This window comes from Serratia sp. ME47 (genome assembly GCF_903970925.1).
Lineage (GTDB): Bacteria > Pseudomonadota > Gammaproteobacteria > Enterobacterales > Enterobacteriaceae > Serratia > Serratia ureilytica.
Genome location: NZ_CAJCKE010000029.1, coordinates 18,108 through 37,480, shown reverse-complemented (window position 1 = coordinate 37,480; position 19,373 = coordinate 18,108). Strand labels below are relative to the sequence as shown.

The 19,373-nt window shown below is 56.2% G+C and carries 16 protein-coding genes; 10 read left to right on the top strand and 6 right to left on the bottom strand.

The genetic code is table 11. From position 1 onward, the window contains the following. Nucleotides 1-118: 118 nt before the first annotated feature. Genes H7A77_RS21775 through araD form a run of 6 tightly spaced genes read left to right on the top strand, consistent with a single transcriptional unit; the run spans nt 119 to nt 6,605 of the window. Nucleotides 119-1,036 carry an ABC transporter substrate-binding protein gene (locus H7A77_RS21775; protein WP_060660459.1) on the top strand — a complete coding sequence of 306 codons (918 nt, stop codon included), beginning with the start codon at nt 119-121 and terminating at the stop codon, nt 1,034-1,036. Nucleotides 1,037-1,090: 54 nt separating this feature from the next. Continuing rightward, nucleotides 1,091-2,581: a sugar ABC transporter ATP-binding protein gene (locus H7A77_RS21770; RefSeq protein ID WP_033655112.1), complete on the top strand. Its 1,491-nt coding sequence runs from the start codon at nt 1,091-1,093 to the stop codon at nt 2,579-2,581. Next, nucleotides 2,578-3,567 carry an ABC transporter permease gene (locus tag H7A77_RS21765; RefSeq protein WP_033643777.1) on the top strand — a complete coding sequence of 330 codons (990 nt, stop codon included), beginning with the start codon at nt 2,578-2,580 and terminating at the stop codon, nt 3,565-3,567. The genes H7A77_RS21770 and H7A77_RS21765 overlap by 4 nt, the downstream gene beginning before the upstream one ends. An 8-nt stretch (nt 3,568-3,575) precedes the next feature. Continuing rightward, nucleotides 3,576-5,063 (top strand): FGGY-family carbohydrate kinase, encoded by a 1,488-nt coding sequence (locus tag H7A77_RS21760; protein ID WP_182074636.1) that lies wholly within the window; start codon nt 3,576-3,578, stop codon nt 5,061-5,063. Continuing rightward, on the top strand, nt 5,050-5,919 hold the full coding sequence (locus H7A77_RS21755) for an L-ribulose-5-phosphate 3-epimerase (RefSeq protein ID WP_182074635.1): 870 nt from the start codon (nt 5,050-5,052) through the stop codon (nt 5,917-5,919). Before H7A77_RS21760 ends, H7A77_RS21755 begins: the two co-directional genes overlap by 14 nt. Next, nucleotides 5,913-6,605, top strand: coding sequence for an L-ribulose-5-phosphate 4-epimerase (gene araD / locus H7A77_RS21750; RefSeq protein WP_042785035.1), 693 nt, complete (start codon nt 5,913-5,915; stop codon nt 6,603-6,605). Before H7A77_RS21755 ends, araD begins: the two co-directional genes overlap by 7 nt. A gap of 6 nt (nt 6,606-6,611) precedes the next feature. Here araD and H7A77_RS21745 read toward each other — a convergent pair whose 3' ends face one another. Then, the gene (locus tag H7A77_RS21745; protein ID WP_047574453.1) at nt 6,612-7,616 is read right to left on the bottom strand and encodes a LacI family DNA-binding transcriptional regulator; all 1,005 of its coding nucleotides are present in this window, start codon (nt 7,614-7,616) and stop codon (nt 6,612-6,614) included. A 327-nt stretch (nt 7,617-7,943) separates the two neighbouring features. Between H7A77_RS21745 and H7A77_RS21740 the strand changes: the two genes are divergently transcribed. Next, the gene (locus H7A77_RS21740) at nt 7,944-9,251 is read left to right on the top strand and encodes an SIR2 family protein (protein WP_147879937.1); all 1,308 of its coding nucleotides are present in this window, start codon (nt 7,944-7,946) and stop codon (nt 9,249-9,251) included. A gap of 106 nt (nt 9,252-9,357) precedes the next feature. Then, a complete protein-coding gene (locus tag H7A77_RS21735; RefSeq protein WP_103100956.1) occupies nt 9,358-10,416 on the top strand; it encodes an HNH endonuclease in 1,059 nt (352 codons plus the stop codon). Between the two features lie 197 nt (nt 10,417-10,613). On the opposite strand, the gene H7A77_RS21730 is transcribed toward H7A77_RS21735, so the two are convergent. Next, nucleotides 10,614-11,522, bottom strand: coding sequence for a LysR family transcriptional regulator (locus H7A77_RS21730; RefSeq protein WP_182074634.1), 909 nt, complete (start codon nt 11,520-11,522; stop codon nt 10,614-10,616). A gap of 107 nt (nt 11,523-11,629) precedes the next feature. Between H7A77_RS21730 and H7A77_RS21725 the strand changes: the two genes are divergently transcribed. Then, nucleotides 11,630-12,937, top strand: a complete 1,308-nt coding sequence (locus H7A77_RS21725) for a serine hydrolase (RefSeq protein WP_182074633.1) — start codon at nt 11,630-11,632, stop codon at nt 12,935-12,937. Between the two features lie 91 nt (nt 12,938-13,028). Here the strand turns inward: H7A77_RS21725 and H7A77_RS21720 are convergent, their stop codons facing one another. Together H7A77_RS21720 and H7A77_RS21715 are read right to left on the bottom strand one after the other, a co-directional pair. Continuing rightward, a complete protein-coding gene (locus tag H7A77_RS21720) occupies nt 13,029-13,802 on the bottom strand; it encodes an ankyrin repeat domain-containing protein (protein ID WP_147838293.1) in 774 nt (257 codons plus the stop codon). A 141-nt stretch (nt 13,803-13,943) separates the two neighbouring features. Next, on the bottom strand, nt 13,944-14,702 hold the full coding sequence (locus H7A77_RS21715; protein WP_182074632.1) for an ankyrin repeat domain-containing protein: 759 nt from the start codon (nt 14,700-14,702) through the stop codon (nt 13,944-13,946). Nucleotides 14,703-15,404: 702 nt separating this feature from the next. Here H7A77_RS21715 and H7A77_RS21710 point away from each other — a divergent pair. Then, nucleotides 15,405-17,018 carry a restriction endonuclease gene (locus tag H7A77_RS21710; protein ID WP_164057602.1) on the top strand — a complete coding sequence of 538 codons (1,614 nt, stop codon included), beginning with the start codon at nt 15,405-15,407 and terminating at the stop codon, nt 17,016-17,018. A gap of 192 nt (nt 17,019-17,210) precedes the next feature. Here the strand turns inward: H7A77_RS21710 and lptG are convergent, their stop codons facing one another. Beyond that, on the bottom strand, nt 17,211-18,290 hold the full coding sequence (gene lptG / locus H7A77_RS21705; RefSeq protein WP_033651887.1) for an LPS export ABC transporter permease LptG: 1,080 nt from the start codon (nt 18,288-18,290) through the stop codon (nt 17,211-17,213). Beyond that, nucleotides 18,287-19,357, bottom strand: coding sequence for an LPS export ABC transporter permease LptF (gene lptF / locus H7A77_RS21700; RefSeq protein ID WP_099784456.1), 1,071 nt, complete (start codon nt 19,355-19,357; stop codon nt 18,287-18,289). The genes lptG and lptF overlap by 4 nt, the downstream gene beginning before the upstream one ends. Nucleotides 19,358-19,373 lie beyond the last annotated feature (16 nt).

The window sequence follows — 19,373 nt, the reverse complement described above, 5'->3', positions numbered from 1 at the left end:
TTGCAGTCACGACCGCCGGCCCGTTCCGCAACGGAAGGGCCGGCCGGTCGGCCAAACGTAAAGACATGCTGTTGCTCTGATAACCACAACAAGAAGCTTCCCTACAGGAGAATTGGCTATGTTTTCATTATTCAAAAAGACCCTGCCTTTTATCGTCGCCGGTGGAATGTTGGCGGCCAGCCAGGTGGCGCTGGCCAAACAAATCACGATCGGTATGTCGTTCCAGGAAATGAACAACGACTACTTCGTCACCATGAAGCAGGCGCTGGATCAGGCGGCGGCGGATATCGGCGCCAAGGTGTACGTGGCCGATGCGCGCCATGACGTCGCCAAACAGATCGGCGACGTGGAGGACATGCTGCAGAAGAAGGTGGATATCCTGCTGATCAACCCGACCGATTCGGTGGGGGTGCAGTCGGCGGTGATCTCCGCCCATAAGGCCGGCGCGGTGGTGGTGGCGATCGACGCGCAGGCGGAAGGGCCGCTGGACGCGTTCGTCGGATCGGAAAACTACGACGCCGGCTTCCAGGCGGGCGAGTACCTGGCGAAAGCGCTGGGCGGCAAAGGCAAGGTAGCGATCCTCGACGGCATCCCGGTGGTGCCGATCCTGGAGCGCGTGCGCGGCTTTGAAGCGGCGATGAAGAAATACCCCGACATCAAGATCGTCACCAAGCAAAACGGCAAGCAGGAGCGCGACACCGCGCTGACGGTGACCGAAAACATGCTGCAGTCGGCGCCGGATCTGGCGGGCATCTTCAGCGTCAACGACGTCGGCGCGCTCGGCGCCCTGGCGGCGATCGAAAGCAACGGCGCCAAGGTCAAACTGGTGAGCGTCGACGGCCAGCCGGAAGCCATCAAAGAGATCCTCAAGCCGAACTCGCCGTTTATCGCTACCTCAGCGCAGTTCCCGCGCGACCAGCTGCGCATCGCGCTCGGCATTGCGCTGGCCCGCTACTGGGGCGCCACGGTGCCGAAAACCGTGCCGGTCAAAGTGAAGCTGATCGACCGCAGCAATGCGGCCGGCTTTAGCTGGTAACAGCGGCCGGGTTCGCCCCGCTGCGGCGGGGTGTTCGGCGCGGAGGGCAATGCGGTGACACCTTTACTGGAACTGAAGCGAATCAAGAAAAGCTTTCCCGGCGTGAAGGCGCTGGACGGCATCGATCTGGCCATTCAACGCGGCGAAGTGCACGCCCTGCTGGGCGAAAACGGCGCCGGCAAATCGACGCTGGTAAAAATCATGTGCGGCATCTATCAGCCGGACGAGGGCGATATTTTTATCGACGGCGAGCAGCGCCGCTTTAACAACTATCGCCAGGCGATCGAGGCCGGGGTCGGCATTATTTTTCAGGAATTCTCGTTGATTCCGTACATGAGCGCCATCGACAACATCTTCCTCAACCGGGAGATCAGGAACCGCTGGGGCCTGCTGGATCGCCGGGCGATGCGGCGCAAGGCCGAGGCGATCTTCAAGCGGCTGACGGTGGCTATCGATCTCGATTGCCCGGTGGAGCAGCTGAGCGTGGCGCAGCAGCAGTTCGTTGAGATCGCCAAGGCGCTGTCGCTGGAGGCGCGGGTGCTGGTGCTGGATGAACCGACCGCCACGCTGACGCCGGGCGAGGCCGAACACCTGTTCAGCGTAATGAACGATCTGCGGCTGCTGGGCGTCGGCATGGTGTTTATCTCGCACCACCTGGACGAAATCTTCACCATCTGCGATCGCATCACCGTGCTGCGCGACGGCGCCTACATCGAAACGCTGGCCACCGGCGACACCAACGTGGAAGAGCTGGTGCGGCTGATGGTCGGGCGCAAAATCGAGAACGCCTTCCCGGTGAAACAGCACCCGGTCGATACCGCGACGGTGCTGCTGGAGGCGGAGATCCAGCGCGAGAAGCACGGCGCGACCGACCGCTTCCACCTGCACAAGGGCGAGATCCTCGGCTTCGCCGGGCTGGTGGGCTCCGGGCGCACCGAGACCGTCTCGGCGCTGATCGGCGCCAGCCGCTGCCACCGCAAACGCGTCAGCCTCGGCGGCCAACCGGCGGCGCTGCGCTCCCCGGCGCAGGCGCTGGCGCAGGGCATCGGCCTGCTGCCGGAGAGCCGCAAAACCGAGGGCCTGGTGCTGCCGTTCTCGGTGGCGCAGAACATCACCCTCAACCGGCACCACCGGCGCGGCAAGATCTTCGTCAGCGCCCGCAAAGATCGCGACGTGGTGCAGCGGCTGATCCGCGCCGTGGGCGTGAAAACCCCGGATGCCGAGACCGCCGTCAGCACCCTGAGCGGCGGTAACCAGCAGAAGGTGGTGATCGCCCGCTGGCTCAACAACGACTGCAACATCCTGATCTTCGATGAGCCGACGCGCGGCATCGACGTGGGCGCCAAGGCCGAGATCTACCAGCTGATGCAGCAACTGACCCAGCAGGGCATCTCCATCATCATGATTTCTTCCGAACTGCCGGAGATCATCGGCGTGTGCGACCGCGTGCTGGTGTTTCGCGGCGGCCACATCGTTGCCGAACTGACCGGCGACGACATCGAATCCAACCACATCATGCTTCACGCGACCGGGAGTGCCTTATGATCGGAATTGAACAACCCGCCGTGGCGCGCCGCGCCGCCGGCCCCAGCCTCGGCAAGCGCTGGGAAAAACTGCTGCATCACCCGGCGGTCTTGCCGTTTATCGGCTTCGTTGTCCTGTTCGTGCTAATGAGCCTGCTGAACGACAGCTTCCTCAGCGTCAACAACCTGACCAACGTGGCGCGCCAGGTGTCGATCAACGCCATCATCGCGGTGGGCATGACCTGCGCCATCCTGACCGGCGGCATCGATCTCTCGGTGGGGCCGGTAATGGCGCTGGCCGGTTCGGTCGCCGCCGGGCTGATGCTGGCGGCGGTGCCCATCCCGCTGGCGATGGTGGCGGCGCTGGCGCTCGGCGCGCTGTTCGGCCTGGCCAACGGCGCCTGCATTGCCTACCTGCGCATGCCGCCGATCATCGTCACCCTGGCGTCGATGGGCATTGCCCGCGGCCTGGCGCTGCTCTATACCGGCGGCTACCCGATCTCCGGCCTGCCCGACGTCTTCTCCTTCTTTGGCCGCGGCACGGTGCTGGGCATCCAGGTGCCGATCCTGATCATGATCGGCGTGTACCTGCTGGCCTGGCTGATGCTCAACCAGCTGCCGTTCGGCCGCTACGTCTACGCGATGGGCGGTAACGAAGAGGCGGCGCGCCTGAGCGGCATCCGCGTGCCGCGCTACAAGATGCTGGTGTACGTGATCAGCGGCCTGACCGCCGCGCTGGCCGGGCTGGTGCTGACCTCGCGCCTGATGAGCGGGCAGCCCAACGCCGGCGAAGGCTTCGAGCTGGACGCCATCGCCGCGGTGGTGCTGGGCGGGGCGGCGATCTCCGGCGGGCGCGGCGCCATCGTCGGCACGCTGGTGGGGGCGATGATGCTCGGGGTGCTCAACAACGGCCTCAATCTGATGAACGTATCGCCGTATATCCAGAACGTGGTGAAGGGCGGCATCATCCTGGCCGCCATCTACCTCAGCTCCGTGCGGCGCAAATAGGAGGCGCGATGTCAGTCTTTCTTGGCATAGACGTCGGTGGCACGGTGATCAAGGCCGGGCTGTACCGGGCAAGCGGCGAAGAGCTGGCAGTCGCCGAGCGCGACGGCGCGGCGATTGCCGCCCAGCCGGGCTTTAGCGAACGCAATATGGACGCGCTGTGGGATGACGTTTGCGCGGCGATCCGCCAGACGCTGCATGCGGCGGGGCTGGCGGCCGGGCAGGTGCGCGGCGTCAGCTTCTCGGCGCACGGCAAAGGGCTGTACGCCATCGACCGCCACGGCAAACCGGTCGGCAACGGCATCCTCTCTTCGGACAACCGCGCGGCGGCAACAGTGGCTGAGCTGCGCCGCGCCGGCGTGGACGCGCAGACCTACCCGCGCAGCCTGCAGCCGCTGTGGCCCAGCCACCCGGCGCTGCTGCTGCGCTGGCTGAAGCAGCGGCAACCGGCGCAGTACGCCGCCGTCGATCGCATCCTGATGGCGCACGACTACCTGCGCTTTCGCCTCACCGGCGAGGCGGCGGCCGAGGTGACCAACATCTCCGGCAGCAACCTGTTTAACCAGCGCAGCGGCGCTTACGATCCGGCGCTGATGGCGGCCTTCGGCATCGAAGAGGCGCAGGAGAAGACCGCGCCAACGATCGGCTCGGCGCAGCTGGCCGGGCGGGTGACGGCCGCGGCGGCGGCGCAGTGCGGCCTGCGAACGGGCACCGCGGTGTACGGCGGCCTGTTCGACGTGGTGGGCGCGGCGCTCAGCTCCGGCGTGGCCGACGATCGCACGCTCAGCGCGGTGGCGGGCACCTGGTCGATCGCCACCTGCGTGACCGAGCGCATCATTCCTGCCGATTACCCCTACGCCTGGGGGCGCTACTGCATCGACGGCCGCTATTTCGTGCACGAAGGCAGCCCGACCTCGGCCGGCAACCTGGCCTGGTTCCTGCGCCAGTTCTGCGCCGACGACCGACAGCGCTACGCCCAATTCAACGCCTGGGTGGCCGAGCGCCGCGAGCAGCCGAGCGGGCTGCTGTTCCTGCCTTATCTGTACGGCTCCAACCTCGGCGGCAACACGCCGGGCGGGCTGATCGGCCTGAGCGCCCACCACGAGATGGCGGACGTGGTGCAGGCGATCTACCAGGGCATCGTGTTCTCGCACCTGATCCATCAGGAGCGCATGGTGCAGCTGAACCCGCGTATCGAGCGGGTGCGCATGACCGGCGGGCCGACGCAGTCCGAGGTGTGGATGCAGATGTACGCCGACGCCGGCAACCTGCCGCTTGAGGTGGTGGAAACGCGCCAGAGCGGCTGCCGCGCCGCCGCCTTGTGCGCCGCCGTCGGCGCCGGGGAGTACGCCGGGTTCGCCGAAGCGATCGCCGCCGCGCCGCCCAAACTGCGCTGTTATTATCCCGCGACCGCCACCCATCGGCGCCTGCGCGCCCAGCAGGCGCGCTATCTGGCGGTCGCTCAGGCTTTGAGTGAGGTGACTGATGCAAACGACTAACGCCGCCTGTCTGGGGCTGTATGAAAAGGCGCTGCCCGCCAATCTGAGTTGGCCGCAGCGGCTGGCCACCGCCGCCGAGCTGGGCTTTGAATTTGTGGAGATGTCGATCGACGAACAGCCGGCGCGCCAGCAGCGGCTGGACTGGGATCGCCGCCAGCGGCTGGCGTTTATCCAGGCGCGGCTCGACAGCGGGGTGACGGTGCCGAGCCTGTGCCTGTCGGCGCACCGGCGCGATCCGTTCGGCAGCGCCGACGCCGCCACCCGCGAACGGGCGCGGGTGCTGATGAGCAAGGCGCTGGAACTGGCGACGGATCTCGGCATCCGCAACATCCAACTGGCGGGCTACGACGTCTATTATGAACCCGCCGATCGCCACAGCCGCGAGCGCTTTATCGAGGGCATGCAGTGGGCGGCGGCGCAGGCCGCCAGGGCGCAGGTGATGCTGTCGGTGGAGGTGATGGATACGCCGTTCATCAACAGCATCAGCAAATGGCGCGACATCGCCCGCCACGTTAACAGCCCGTGGTTCACGGTGTATCCCGATCTCGGCAACCTCAGCGCCTGGGGCAACGACGTCGCCGCCGAGCTGGCGCTGGGCATCGGCAGCATCACCGTCATACACCTCAAAGACACCGTCGCGGTGGGGCCGGGCAGCGCCGGGCAGTTCCGCGACGTGCCGTTCGGCGAGGGCTGCGTGGATTTCGCCCACGCCTTTTCCGTGCTCAACGCGCTCGGCTATCGCGGCCCCTACCTGCTGGAGATGTGGGCGCGCGAAGACGGGCAGGATAAGCAACGTATCGCCCAGGCCAAGGCCTGGATCGAACAACAGATGATCGAGGGAGGCATCGCATGCTGAACGAACTCAAGCGGCAGGTGCTGGCCGCTAACCTCAGCCTGCCGGCATACGGGCTGGTGACCTTTACCTGGGGGAACGTCTCGGCGATCGACCGCCAGAGCGGGCTGGTGGTGATCAAGCCTTCGGGCATCGCCTACGAGGCGATGACGCTGGCGGATCTGGTGGTGGTGGATCTGGAGGGCAAGGTGCGCGAAGGGCACCGCAAGCCTTCATCCGACACCGCCACCCACCTGGCGCTGTACCGCGCCTTCGCCGATATCGGCGGCGTGGTGCACACCCACAGCCGCAACGCCACCATCTGGGCGCAGGCCGGGCAGCCGATCCCGGCGCTGGGCACCACCCACGCCGACTACTTTTACGGCGACATTCCCTGCACCCGGCCGATGAGCGAGGCGGAGATCGCCGGGGATTACGAGGGGGAAACCGGCAAGGTGATTATCGAGACCTTCAAGCAGGCGGGGCGCGATCCGCAGCAGGTGCCGGGGGTATTGGTTTACTCCCACGGCCCGTTCGCCTGGGGCAAGGACGCGGCGGATGCGGTGCACAATGCGGTGGTGCTGGAAGAGGTGGCGATCATGGCGATGGCGACGCGCCAGCTGGCGCCGGCCATCGCCCCGATGCAGCCGGAGCTATTGGACAAACATTTCCTGCGCAAGCACGGCAAACACGCCTACTACGGGCAATAGCGCCCGTCAGCGATTCAACAGCGAGCCGGTGAAGAACTCTCTGCGCACCGGCAACTCGCCGCGCGGGCTGTTAATGGCGCTGAACAGCAGCTCCGCGGCGATCTCCCCCAGTTTCTGCGTATCGTGATACACACCCGGAATGTGCAGGCCGTAAGCGCCGGCGCGCGGCGGCTCGTCTATCGAAAAGAACTTCACCTGCTGATAAAGCCCCATCTCGTGGCAGATGGCGATGGCGCCCAGCGTGATAATGCCGTTCAGGCCGATGATGTAATCCGGGCGGTTCTCCGGCTGCGCCAGATAGGCGCGCACCTCGCTTTCCTGTGAGGTGAAATCGTAGTCGCCGTTGATGATATGAATCTCACGGCCGCTGCCCTGCAGCGCCGCGACGATGCCGGCGGTGCGCGTTAAGGTAATTTCCGAATCCGCCGGGCCGCCGATAATCAAAAGCTTCTGCTCCGGCTGCTCCGCCAGATAACGCCCGGCCAGCACGCCAATCTCGCGGTTATCGAGGAACACGCCGCTCAGGTGCTGATCGTAGAGATCGCGGTCGATCAGGATCAGCGGCACGCCGTACACCTCGGCCAGCTCGAGATAGGCGGGGCGGTAGCGCTTATCATCGCGCACCGCCGACAGCAGGATGCCGCGCGCCTTATAGCCGAACAGCGCCTGAATGGCGCGCATTTCCGCCTCTTCGCTGCCGTCGGTGTCGAACAGCATGATCTGATAGCCCTGCTGACGCGCAATGCGCGACACGGTCTTGATCAGGCCGGAATAGAACGGGTTGTACATGCTGCTGGTGACGATGCCGATAATCTGGCTGCTGCTGCTTTTCAGCCCCTGCGCGAACGCGTTGGGCACATAGTTCAGCTCTTTGGCGATGGCGTGAATGCGCTCGCGGGTTTCCGGCTTGACCAGCTCGGGCTTATTGAAGGCGCGGGAAACGGTGATATTGGTCACCCTGGCGCGGCGGGCGATATCCACGATAGTGGCATTGGGATTGGCTTTCGACACCGTCTTTCCTTGCGTTATGCCTCAACAGATCCCTTATTGTAGGGAAAGGGCGGGGGCGGTGCTAGGGGGGAGTGGGGGGGAGGCTGGAGTTGGGGAGAGGGAAAACAATGGAATGAATATAGAGGTAATAATGTTGTTGGTTTATTAATTATGAATTTAATCATTTCATGTGGCTGTATTTTGTTGCGGGGAATTTGATAAGGTGTGTTTCATGTTCGAAGCTAGGTATCAATGGCAGCTTTGTGCCAGGAGCGGATATCCCCATATTGAAAACAAAACCGCTAAGCTGTATTTTTGGTGGTTATAAAAATGAAAAAGGGTTCTCAGATGAGTGAGATGTTTGAAATTGCATATGCAGCAGCCACAAATAGGCTTTGTCTATTTACCGGAACAGGTTTTTCTAAGGAGGTGTCTAATGGTGATGCCCCAACATGGAAAGGTCTTCTCGAAGAACTGTGCGGCATTTTACCAAATGCAGATAAATTAAATATGTCACTTTTTCCAAAAGAAAAGTCATCACCTTTAAGCCTAGAAGAAACAGCGCAAATAATCTCAATAAAGCTGGCAGCTCAAGATAAGGACATTCATGAAGAAGTTGCTAAGATTATTTCCAAGATACAATTAGGTGGTGGTAATGAGGAAATTGAGTATTTTTTTTCTAACCGTTCTTTCCGAGTTGTAACAACCAATTATGATAAGTTAGCTGAAAGTTTAACATGTGAAAATACTTCTCAATCAATTACACCGGGGTTACCGATACCAAGATCTTCTGCGAATGTTAAAGTCTATCATGTACATGGTTCCATAGATTCTCCCCAAAACATGGTGATCACATCAGAGGATTACTTTAAATTTATAAATAGTGATTCATATTTTTCTCGAAAATTAAGCACTGTTTTGTATGAAAACACTGTTGTGATTTTGGGGTATTCTCTTGGGGATACAAACCTAAAAGCAATTATTAGTGATTATAAAGGTTTTTCTAAAAGTCATGTGGTTGGCTCGAATATATTTTTGATTTCTAGATCCTCAATCGACCAAAATGTGAAGGATTATTATTTTCACTGCTACGGAATTAGAGTTTTAGATGCCCTTGAAATTAATCTTTTCTTTAAGAATTTAAACAGGGAAATACCGAAAGCAGAAAGAATTTCTGAAATGTCTTTAAAGTCCATCCGGAAAGTTGTATATGAAAATCACTCATTCAAAGACACGTACTTAAAGCTCGAAGACTCATTCTATCAGATTATTTCTGCAATTGCTGCTGAAGGGCTGAGCTGGAATAATACAATGGTAGTAGCAATGATTGGCGATATTATTGAAACAAAAACAAATTTAACCAACGAGCATAATGCCTGGGAACAATATGAACATCTAGCTCGTTGGCTAATTTACCTCGGAACTATTTTTGAAGTGCATAAAACTTCAATAGAGGCGAAATACCTTGATGCAGTACTACGCTCGATGACAACAATGAGAAAAGATTACTATATTGGATACTCTTGGCATGCATACCGCTCTTGGAAGAATCGTTGGCCATCTATGATTGTGTCAAACCGGATGCTAATTAAAAAACACATTGAGGAGAATACCACATGGCCTGATGCTCTAACCATAGTAAACGATATTGATTAATGATATATGGATAACATGCACTTATAAAAAATGATAGTTTTCGAACGGTTTAGAGCTATAAGAGGATATACTAATTTAATGGTATATTCGTTGAAGGAGAACACTTTTGAATCAAAGTAAAGATGGATATCCACAGGGCCCATTGGTACGAGCTGTGTGGGACTGCTGTGATGAGCTTTATGATAAATTGGGTCGAGCTCCATCCCGACAGGAACTTAATGATGAAATCGGCAAGCGCGAACCCCATCGCGTAGGCATTAGCACACACTCACGCCAATGGGGAGAGTGGATGCGTCATCATAATTTCTCAACATTTGTGGCTGATGCACCAGGTATCATCCCTGAAGAAATGCTCTATCCACAATATCTCCGTGTATGGTATGCCGTAATACAACTAAATTCCGCTTCTGCTGCAGATATTGTTAAGTGGATCCGGAACAGCAACGCGCCCTTGAAAGAGACTGAGATCCGCATTCAACTGGATGCACTGACTGTCAATAGCAACTCTCGGTATCGATATCTTGGTAGCCGTAAAAGTGCTCGTACTGACCTAGGTAACCCATACGACGTTTTATTTCGTACTGGAAAACTACGAAATACACGGTATGAACTTTATGCCCAAGAGCTGCACGGTATATGGGATATTGGCGATGATGGCAGAACGCCAGTTCAGATTGCTGTCCCAAGGTCATGTGATCGGTTAGTGCTCGAAGCGAGAGACGAAGTATTCACGGAACTCCCTGAGGATGAAGGTGACATCCGTCTAAAGGCTCTGCGTGAAGTTATTGTTCGGGAAGGACAACCCGTATTTAGACGAAAACTCATTGAAGCTTATGAGGGCAGATGTGCGGTAACAGGCTCTTCGATCCAGGTGTTACTTGAGGCTGCTCATATCATCCCTTATGCCGGTGCCTGGCATACCCGCGCCCAGCACGGTTTGTTACTCAAAACAGATATTCATACTTTATTTGACCGTGGTTTGCTCTGGATTGATACCGAATTGAAAATAAGGATATCAGAACAGTTAGCTGGGACAGAATATGCAGAGTTAGATGGACGATACCTAAGGTTACCAAAAGATAAAAAAGATTGGCCGTTAATCAATCATTTGATAAATCATCGGCAATATTGGAGTGAAAAACATGATGACGATGAATGCTCTTAACCTAGTAATGTCCGATTCTTGCTCAAAGCCGCCCCTCAAATGTCGCCTATCAACGCAATAAACCAGCACTAGTAGTGCTGAGGCAAAGGAGGTGAGGGGCTTATTAGGTGAAAACAATAATCCCCGTTTAAGAATGCCCGAATAAGCAACGTGGATGATGAACTCCACGATCGACTACCGGTAACAACACCGCTAATCTAGCAGCGACTTTTCACTTCCCCAACCTCCCGCCACAACCCCGGCAACAGCGCCAACGTATCATCAATCAGCGTCCGTCGGTCATTGCCCGGCTTCCAGATGGTCACCATGGTTTGGCTGATCCCCTGGCTGCCCACTTCGGTGCGCAGCGTGTTGACGTTTTTCCACTGTTCGGCATGCATATGCGTCGGCAGGAATCCCCAGCCGCAGCCCTGTTCGAGCAGGGCGCGCAGCATCTCCAGCTCGTTGGTGAAAATGGTATGCCCGGAAATTTGCAGGCGGCGCGCCACGGGTTCGTCAGAGTCCGGGTGCATGATCACCTGCGGCGCGAGCGAGAGCTCCAGCAGCGAAAGCGACTGTTCCGCGCCGGGGAAAAGCGCTTTAGACGCGTAAAAATCCATCTCTATCGCTCCTAAGGCGCGCCACTCCATGGCGTCGCCCACGCTGCGGTGGCGCGCCTGGCAGATGCCCAGATCGGCCTGGCCGTTTGCCAGCAGGCTTTCCGCTTCGTCGCGCGAGGCGTTAATCAGGCTCAGGCGCGTGTTGCGTTGGGCCATAGCGGCAATCAGTGCCTGCAGCAATGCGCGGGGCGTAAAGGGATCGTAGACCAGCGAGATTTCCTGCGCCGCGCTCTTGGGCACGTCTTTGGCAAATGCCTCAAACGCTTTCACCTGGCGCATAAGCAGGTGCGCCTGGCGCTGCAGCTGTTCGCCTTCCGGCGTCAGGTGCAGGCTGCGCCCCTCGCGCAGGAACAGCGCATAGCCCAGCCCATCCTCGAGAAAATCAATCAAATCGCGCAGCGTCGTGCGGTCTTTGCCCAGCTTGAGCGCGGCTTTCGCCAGGCTGCCGTGCTCGGCCACGGCGGTGAAGGCTTCCAGTTGGGCAAAGGAATAAATCAGGCTCGGCACGCGGTTCCCCCGTCGATTTTGCAGGGGATTTTCCCCCATCAGGCGTTTTTTATTATAGGCCGCGTTTTTTTAAGCTGAACGCCTTCCTGAGCTAAGCGAGAAAAAATATGAAAAGCAAAGTGTTTAACCGCAGCCTGCTGGCGGGCGTTGTCATCAGTCTCTGCAGCGGCCTGCTGGCACCCGCCGCGCTGGCCGCCTGTGCGGGTACCGAACTCAGCGCCTGTCCCGCGCCTTTCGATGCGCAATTGCCGGACACGCACAAGATGCTCACCTGGAGCCAGAGTGACCGGGTGATCGGTTTTCGTAACGACTACCGCAACTATGCGGGGGATGTGTTTCATCACGGCAATGCCATACCGCTGTTGGCTGCCGCTAAACAGCTAACGGACGCCAGCTATCGGGTGAATGGCAAAACCTACCACCTGCAGGATTACCTGCAGCGCCAGAACGTCAGCGGCATGCTGGTGCTGAAAGATGGCAAAATCGCCTGGAAATATCTGGGGCAGGGCAATACCGACGCCACCCTGTGGACGTCGCGCTCCGTGGGCAAATCCGTGGTCGCCACGCTGGTGGGCGTGGCGATTAAACAGGGCAAGATCCACTCGCTCGACGATCTCATCACGCAATACGAACCCGATCTGAAAGGCACCGCGTGGGACGGTGTGACCCTCAGGCAGCTGATCACCCACACCTCCGGCGTGGCGTGGAATGAGGATTACACTAACCCGAAATCGGACTTCGCGCAGCTGACCGAGTGTGAAGCCCGGCCCGGTACCTACGCCTGCGTGCGCAAGCTGGTGGCCGGTTTGCACCGCGCGCATCCGGCCGGGCAGAACTGGTCTTACTCCTCCGGTGGCGCGTGGCTGCTGGGCGACGTGCTGGAGCGCGCCACCGGCATGCCGCTGGCGGCCTATCTGCAGCAAAGCATCTGGCAGCCCTACGGCATGGCGAGCGACGGCGTGTGGCATGCCTACGCCAAAGGCCAGCACGATGTGGGCGCGCACGGCTTCAACGCCACGCTGGAAGACTGGGGGCGCTTCGGTGAGTTCATTCTGCATAACGGGACGTTGCCGAACGGCAAACAGATCCTGCCGGAAAATTGGGTAGCACAGTCGGCCAACTGGACGCGGGCGGCGGGCTCGGTGTCGGCGGCGCATCCCAACGGCATCTACGGCTTCCAATGGTGGAACAACGAAGTGCCGGTGAATGCGGCCAACGTTGAGCCTGCTCCGCAGACCTCCCTCAAACATTCCCTGTGGGCGCTGGGGATCTTCGGCCAGATGATTATGGTCAATCAGGCGGAGAATCTGGTGATCGTCCAGTGGTCCACCTGGCCGCAGGCGGAGCCTTCTTTCAGCGCCCAACCGCTGGAGGCGTCGCTGATGTTTAGCGCGATAGCCAAGGCATTGCGTTAACGTCGGCTGGGCAAGCAGGGGCTGGATGGCGGTTGCCATTCTGCCTCTGAGCGGCATATTCCATGTCTTCGACGCTGACCTTAAGGGAGTCTCAATTCTCTACAGGTAGAGGAGGCCAGTCTCCACCGTTTTTAATTAATAACTCTTTTATCTTGTTAATTTTCTCTTTATCCTCGGCATCGCCTACCCCTCTATCTATAAAGCGTTGGAGCTGATTGCCCATAGTCCAACCAAACTTACCCTTGATTTTATTATCTGCACCTCTCTCCAATAAGAGAATCGTATGATCAAACGAACGAGAATCCAGGGAGCTTATTAATATGGTATTCCCCAATGAATCCATTGTGTTTATATCCGCACCATAATCCAGCATCACCTTTAACGTTTCAGTGTTTTTCGCGTCTAACGCTTCGAATATAATGGGTTGGTTGAATACCTTATCTTTTGCATTTGGCGGTAAACCACCGTCGAGCATGGCCTTGATCCAAATTCCCTTGTCGGCTTTCATGACAAATTCTGCCGGGCTGCTTCCCCCTTCCGGTCTGGGCTGCAACGGGTCCGCACCCGCTTTAACCAGGTCGGTTATTATTTTCAGCCTTTCCGGCGTATTTTTATCATAGATTGCGTTTAACACCGACCAAAAAAGCAGGGTCATGTCTGCTTTCACCGGTCGATTCAGTTCTTCCTTGCTTATAGAGGGAAGCTTCTCTTTCAGTTTCACCTCATCACCATCATAAATCAGCTGTGCGATGTCCAGTTGACGACCTTCAAAAAAATCCTGTGGCTCATATTCCATGCTTTTGTTGCATCCTTGCACCATGAGAACAGTAAACAGTAGCGCTATCGCCATTATCAATTTTCTCATCTTCTCCCCCTGAGAATGGTGGCATCCTCGTCTCTTCAATCCGTTTTATTGCGTAGTCTATAGCGTGTTTATCGAAAGCCAGATGTAACCTGACAGCTTCAGTATAAATAACCGGCAGCTGTCAGAACCGAGTTGATGAAATTACGGCGTTTCCTTTGCTCCTTTCAAAAGCATGATCTCGAGTATTTTCTTACACTGTTCATTGTATTCTGAGCCATCTTGGCTGTCTTTTATTTGCCGATTCACTGCTGTTAACAGCGAAAGATTGTTTATATTTACCGGGTTAGGATTCGCACCCCGATTGAGCAGTAGGGTCATGTGCTCAAAGGCTGAGCTAAAAAAAGCATCCATTAATAAGGTTTGTTGCAAGGAGTCTCTGATATTTATGTCCGCGCCATAATCCAGCATCACCTTTAACGTTTCAGTGTTTTTGGCTTTGATTGTTTGGAATACAATGGGCTCATTGAATACCTTATCTTTTGCGTTTGGCGGTAAACCGCCGTCGAGCATGGCTTTGACCCAAATTCCCTTGTCGGCTTTCATGACGAATTCCGCTGGGCTGCTTCCTCCCTCTGGTCTGGGCTGCAACGGGTCTGCGCCAGCTTTAACCAGGTCGGTTATTATTTTCAGCCTTTCCGGCGTGTTTTTATCATAGATTGAGTTCAACACCGACCAAAACAGCAGGGTCATGTCCGCCTTAACCTGTCGATTCAGTTCTTCCTTGCTTATAGAGGGAAGCTGCTCTTTCAGTTTCACTTCATCGCCATCATAAATCAGCTGCGCGACTTCCAGTTGACGGCCTTCAAAAAAATCCTGTGGTTCATATTCCATGTTTTTTTTGCATCCTTGCATCATGAAAACAGTAAACAGTAACGCCATGGCCATTATCAACTTGCTCATATTCTCCCCCTGATAGTGGCGACATCCTCGTCTTTCTGATCTTCAATCATCAGGCGAAATAATATCATCGGCGATATACAGCAGTTTCAAACTGGAAAACATAGCGTGTCTCTTCCTTTGCTTGCTGCGTCTTGGCCAATTCAGGCGGGCGCTCGCACTCCTTGCACTCGATGGCGCCCTGAGGGGGCATGTTATCGAACGGCAATCAGCGATAGCTAACGGCGCATAGGACACCAGATAAGGGATGATAACGGCTCAGGCCAATTTGTAAAGCCGGCCAAAGGTTAACCGGAAAGTTCTTGTTTTCCAAAGTTTGATACGGTGTTTTGAGCTCATCTCCCAGTACAACTGCCCCTTCGTACTGGCGGAACACCCCCAACGGCATCTACGGCTATCAGTAGTGGAACAACGAAGTGGACTGACCCCATTAAGAGCATTGTTTACCATTGCATCTATAGGGAGCAGGCATTCTGTAGTAGTTCTAGGCCATGTGAGCGGACCTGCCAAGAATTAAGTTTTATTGCCTTGTTAATTAATTAAATATCAATTAATTATTGGTGATAGGAATTTTTGTTGGTCTTCTGGACCGTGTGAATGTCAATGAAGTAAATTGAGAAAAACTTAAAGGAAATCCATGCTCGCCTATGGCAATTTTGCTAAGGTCATGAATTGATTTTTTAGTGGGAGACACTGGGGACTGAGATGGGACGCAGATCGGGATTTGAAGGTTTTATCCGCGCGACAGCTAGAGCCGTAGCAGCAGCAGAGCGAGAGCGCAAGAGATCAGAGAGAAATCATTTTGCAGAGATTCGACGGTTAGAACGTGAAGCTAAAAGAGAAAATGCTCAGATATTACGTGTGCATAAAGCAGCTGAAAAAGCAGCTAAGGTTGCGTATTTAGAAGGGCGACTCGATGAAGTGTCCGACCTGAACGCTGAGTTGGAAGAGGTTATCATTGCTCTTTCAACCTTGCTTGAACATACACTCGAGTTTGACGATTCGATAGATTTCTCCGCCTTAAAAAAAACTCCTCAGTTCGAAGATTTCAAAACGCCTGGACACCTATTACCAGAGGCAGAGCCTGAACTGAAAATTGTTAATTCTCCTCCCGCATGGAAAAATATTTTCCCATGGGTGAAGAAAAAATATCAACGTGAGTTAAAAAGTGCTGAAGAAATTTTCGCTAGAAGAAAAGAAGAATATCTGCGAAGAACCTCTAACCAGAAGGCTGAGCTAAATACGTTGGTTGAAGAATATCAAAAGCATAGAGTGGCCTATTTTGACGAGCTTGAAAAACAACATGAGGAAGTTAATCAGTTTGAGCTAGACTATCTGGAGTGTGTTCCTGACAGTGTGCTGGCTTATTGTGAGATGGTTCTGACTCGTTCTGAATATCCGGAAGTTGGTTTCCCTCAATCATTTAGACTCGCATACTTACCTGAAAATAAAGAATTGGTAGTTGAATATAGCTTGCCAGACATATCTATTGTCCCAAATCAGCTTGAGTATAGATACGTTAAGACAAGAGATGCTATCGAATCAAAGGCGAGGAAGGCTAATGAAATCAAAGAAATATATCAAAATGTAATTGCGGCAATTACGCTTCGAACTTTGCATGAGTTATTCGAAGCAGATAAAGCCTCAGCTTTAACTTCTGTTCTTTTTAACGGTGTTATCGAGACCATTGATCCGACTAGTGGCCATGACGTCGTTGTTACGTTGGTTTCAGCTCGAGCGCACAAAGATGATTTTATGCAAATAAAACTCGAACGAGTTGAAAAAATTGCATGTCTCCGAAGCCTGGGGGCCCAAGTTTCAGGACGACCTGATGAACTCCAGGCAGTCAAACCTATTCTTGAGTTTGATATGGTTGATAAACGCTTTATTGAGCAGGGGGATGCTCTTTCTGGCCTTGAAACTCGCCCAAATCTTATGGAGCTTTCCCCATCTGAGTTCGAAGTATTGGTTTCAAACCTATTCACGCAAATGGGTTTAGATACAAAACTTACCAGAGGTACAAAGGACGGTGGTGTTGATGCGGTTGCATTTGATACACGTCCAATTCTGGGAGGCAAAGTTGTTATTCAAGCCAAAAGATATAAAGACACAGTCGGGGTCAGTTCTGTAAGAGACTTGTACGGTACAATGATGAATGAAGGAGCAAACAAAGGGATTTTGGTCTGTACCAGCCAGTACGGCAAAGACGCTTATCGGTTTTGTGAGGATAAACCCATAGAACTCATTGATGGTGGGGGCCTTCTTTATCTTTTAAAGGAACACGCCGGCGTATCTGCCCGTATTAATCCAAATTTTTAAGTAATTTTAAGAAGCTCATAGTTGAATGGTAGCGCTTTCGTTAAGTCGATTGCCTTATCTGAGTTGTGGCGTATCGATTAGCATCAAGAGCTATTAGTATCTGATGCTCCTAAACCTTAAGTGGACTGATAAGCCCGTCTTTGCAGACGGGCTTATCTCACACATCTGTGCTCATCCCTGCTTACTCCCCCCCTAACCCCGCCGATCAAACCGATAAACCAGCGCCAGCGCCAACGCCAGGAGCAACAGGGGCGGAGCGAGGGCGGTGAAGGGCGCGTTGAGGGCGAACAGCAACCCCAGATTGAGGACGATCTGGTAAGCGATGTAGGTCAGCAGCCCGATGATGACGCCGAGCGCTAATCGGCTGCCCATGCCGGGCGCGCGCGGGGCGGTGAAGGTAAACGGGATGGCCAGCAGAATCATCGCCAGCACCAGCAGGGGCTGGCCGAGTTTTTTCCACAGCGCCAGGCGGTATTCGGTGCTGGGTTGCCCAGAGCCCTGCAGATAATCGATATAGCGATCCAGCTGTTGGAGTGAGAAGCTGCCGGCCGGCAGGGTCAGCTCTTTCAGGCTCGGCACGGCGAACAGCGAGCGCCAGAGCAGGCTATCTTGCCGATTAATCGTCTCCTTTCTGCCTTGCCAGCTTTTTTGCATCACGTTGTGCAGCAGCCAGTTGCCGTCGGCGGCGGTGCTGGCGCTGTCGGCGTAAATGTAAGATTCCAGCGCGCGGTTGGCCTGATAACGGAAGATCTCTATGCCGTGGGGCTGGTCGTTCTCATCGACGGTTTTGACCGTAACAAACTCGTTGCCGCGCCGCGCCCACAGCGGGTTAACGGTAACATCATTACTGTTCGACTGCGCCAGCGCGTTGTTCTTCATCTGCAGCGCGCGTTGCTGCAGCGGCGAAGCGGCCCATTCATCGAGGGCGCCGAGCGAGAGGTTCATCAGCAGCCCGGCGGCGAGCATCACCAGCGCGATGCGGAATATCGACATCCCGGCGGAGCGGATCGCCGTCAGCTCCAGAGTTTTCGACAGCTGCCCCAGCCCGACGATGCCGCCGAGCAGCGCGATAAACGGCCCCAGATCGACCAGGCTGCGCGGCAGGGTCATCACGGTCACCAGCAGCGCCTGCTGCCAGCGGTAGCCGCCCGGGGTCACATCCTCCAGCTCGTTGATCAGCGTAAAGGTGGTGAACAGCGGGATGAGCAACCCGGCCGCGGCGGCGAAGCCGATGAACACGTTGCGCATTAGGTAGCGGCTAAAAATAGTCATCGGGAGGGTTTCCGCAGCAGGGATAAGTCGCGCGCCAGCAGCAGGGCGATGCCGACAGCCATCGCTATCGGCACCAGCCAAACGCCGGGGATCGTTGGCAGAGAGCCGTTGGCCACCAGCGTGCGGCAAATGTTGCCGCCATAGAAAATCACGGTAAACAGCACCGTCAGGGGCAGCAGCGCGGCGTAGCGCCCCTGCCGCGGCTTGATGCGGCTAAAGGGGATCGCCAGCAGCACCATCAGCACGGTGGTCAGCCCACGGCTCTCGCGCCATTGCAGTTCGGCGGCGTCGCCCGGATCGGCGGAGCGCGCCAGTTCCGCCGGCGAGGCCGACTTGTGCCGGCTCTCGGCGCTGGGCACGAACGGTTTGAGCGCGATGTCAAAGTTGTCGTAATTCTGCCCGTTGTCGTCGGCGCCCTCACGATCCAGCACATAGGCGGTGCCGGTTTTCAGCCGCACGGCGGGGCTGGCGGGAGAGGCGTCGAGCACTTCCACCGACTGCGCGCGGTACAGGTTGGTGTGATGGCCGCCGCGCACATAAATCAGGGCGTCCGTCAGGTGGTTGGCCGTTTTATCGACGTGATTGGCGAGGATCATGCGGCCGTTGCCGCTGACGTTGAATTTGTCGGCCTGCAGGTGGCTCACGTCCAGCACCGACTGCGACTGTTGTTGCAGCTGATAAATATTGGCGTACGCCCAAGGCCTGCCATACAGCGACAGCAGCGTGACCGCTATCGCCAGCGGCACGGCGAGCAGCAGCACCGCCTTGTACAGCCGCAGCGGGCTGGCGCCGGCGGCCAGCATGGCGGTGATCTCCGCATCGCTGTACATCTGGCTCAGCGCCACCGCCACCGAGACATACAGCGCGACGGGCAATATCATCTCCAGCGCGATCAGCGACTTATAGAAAACCACGTCGGCCACCACCCGCAGCGCCAGCGTGCCGTTGGCGGCGTCGGTCAGGTAGCGCTGGGCGGAGTAGCTGGCGAACATGAAGATCAGAAACCCGGCGATCATCATCACCAGGCGGCGGATCTCAACCGTGATATAGCGTTCAATCAAAGGCATGCGTTATCGGCTCCCG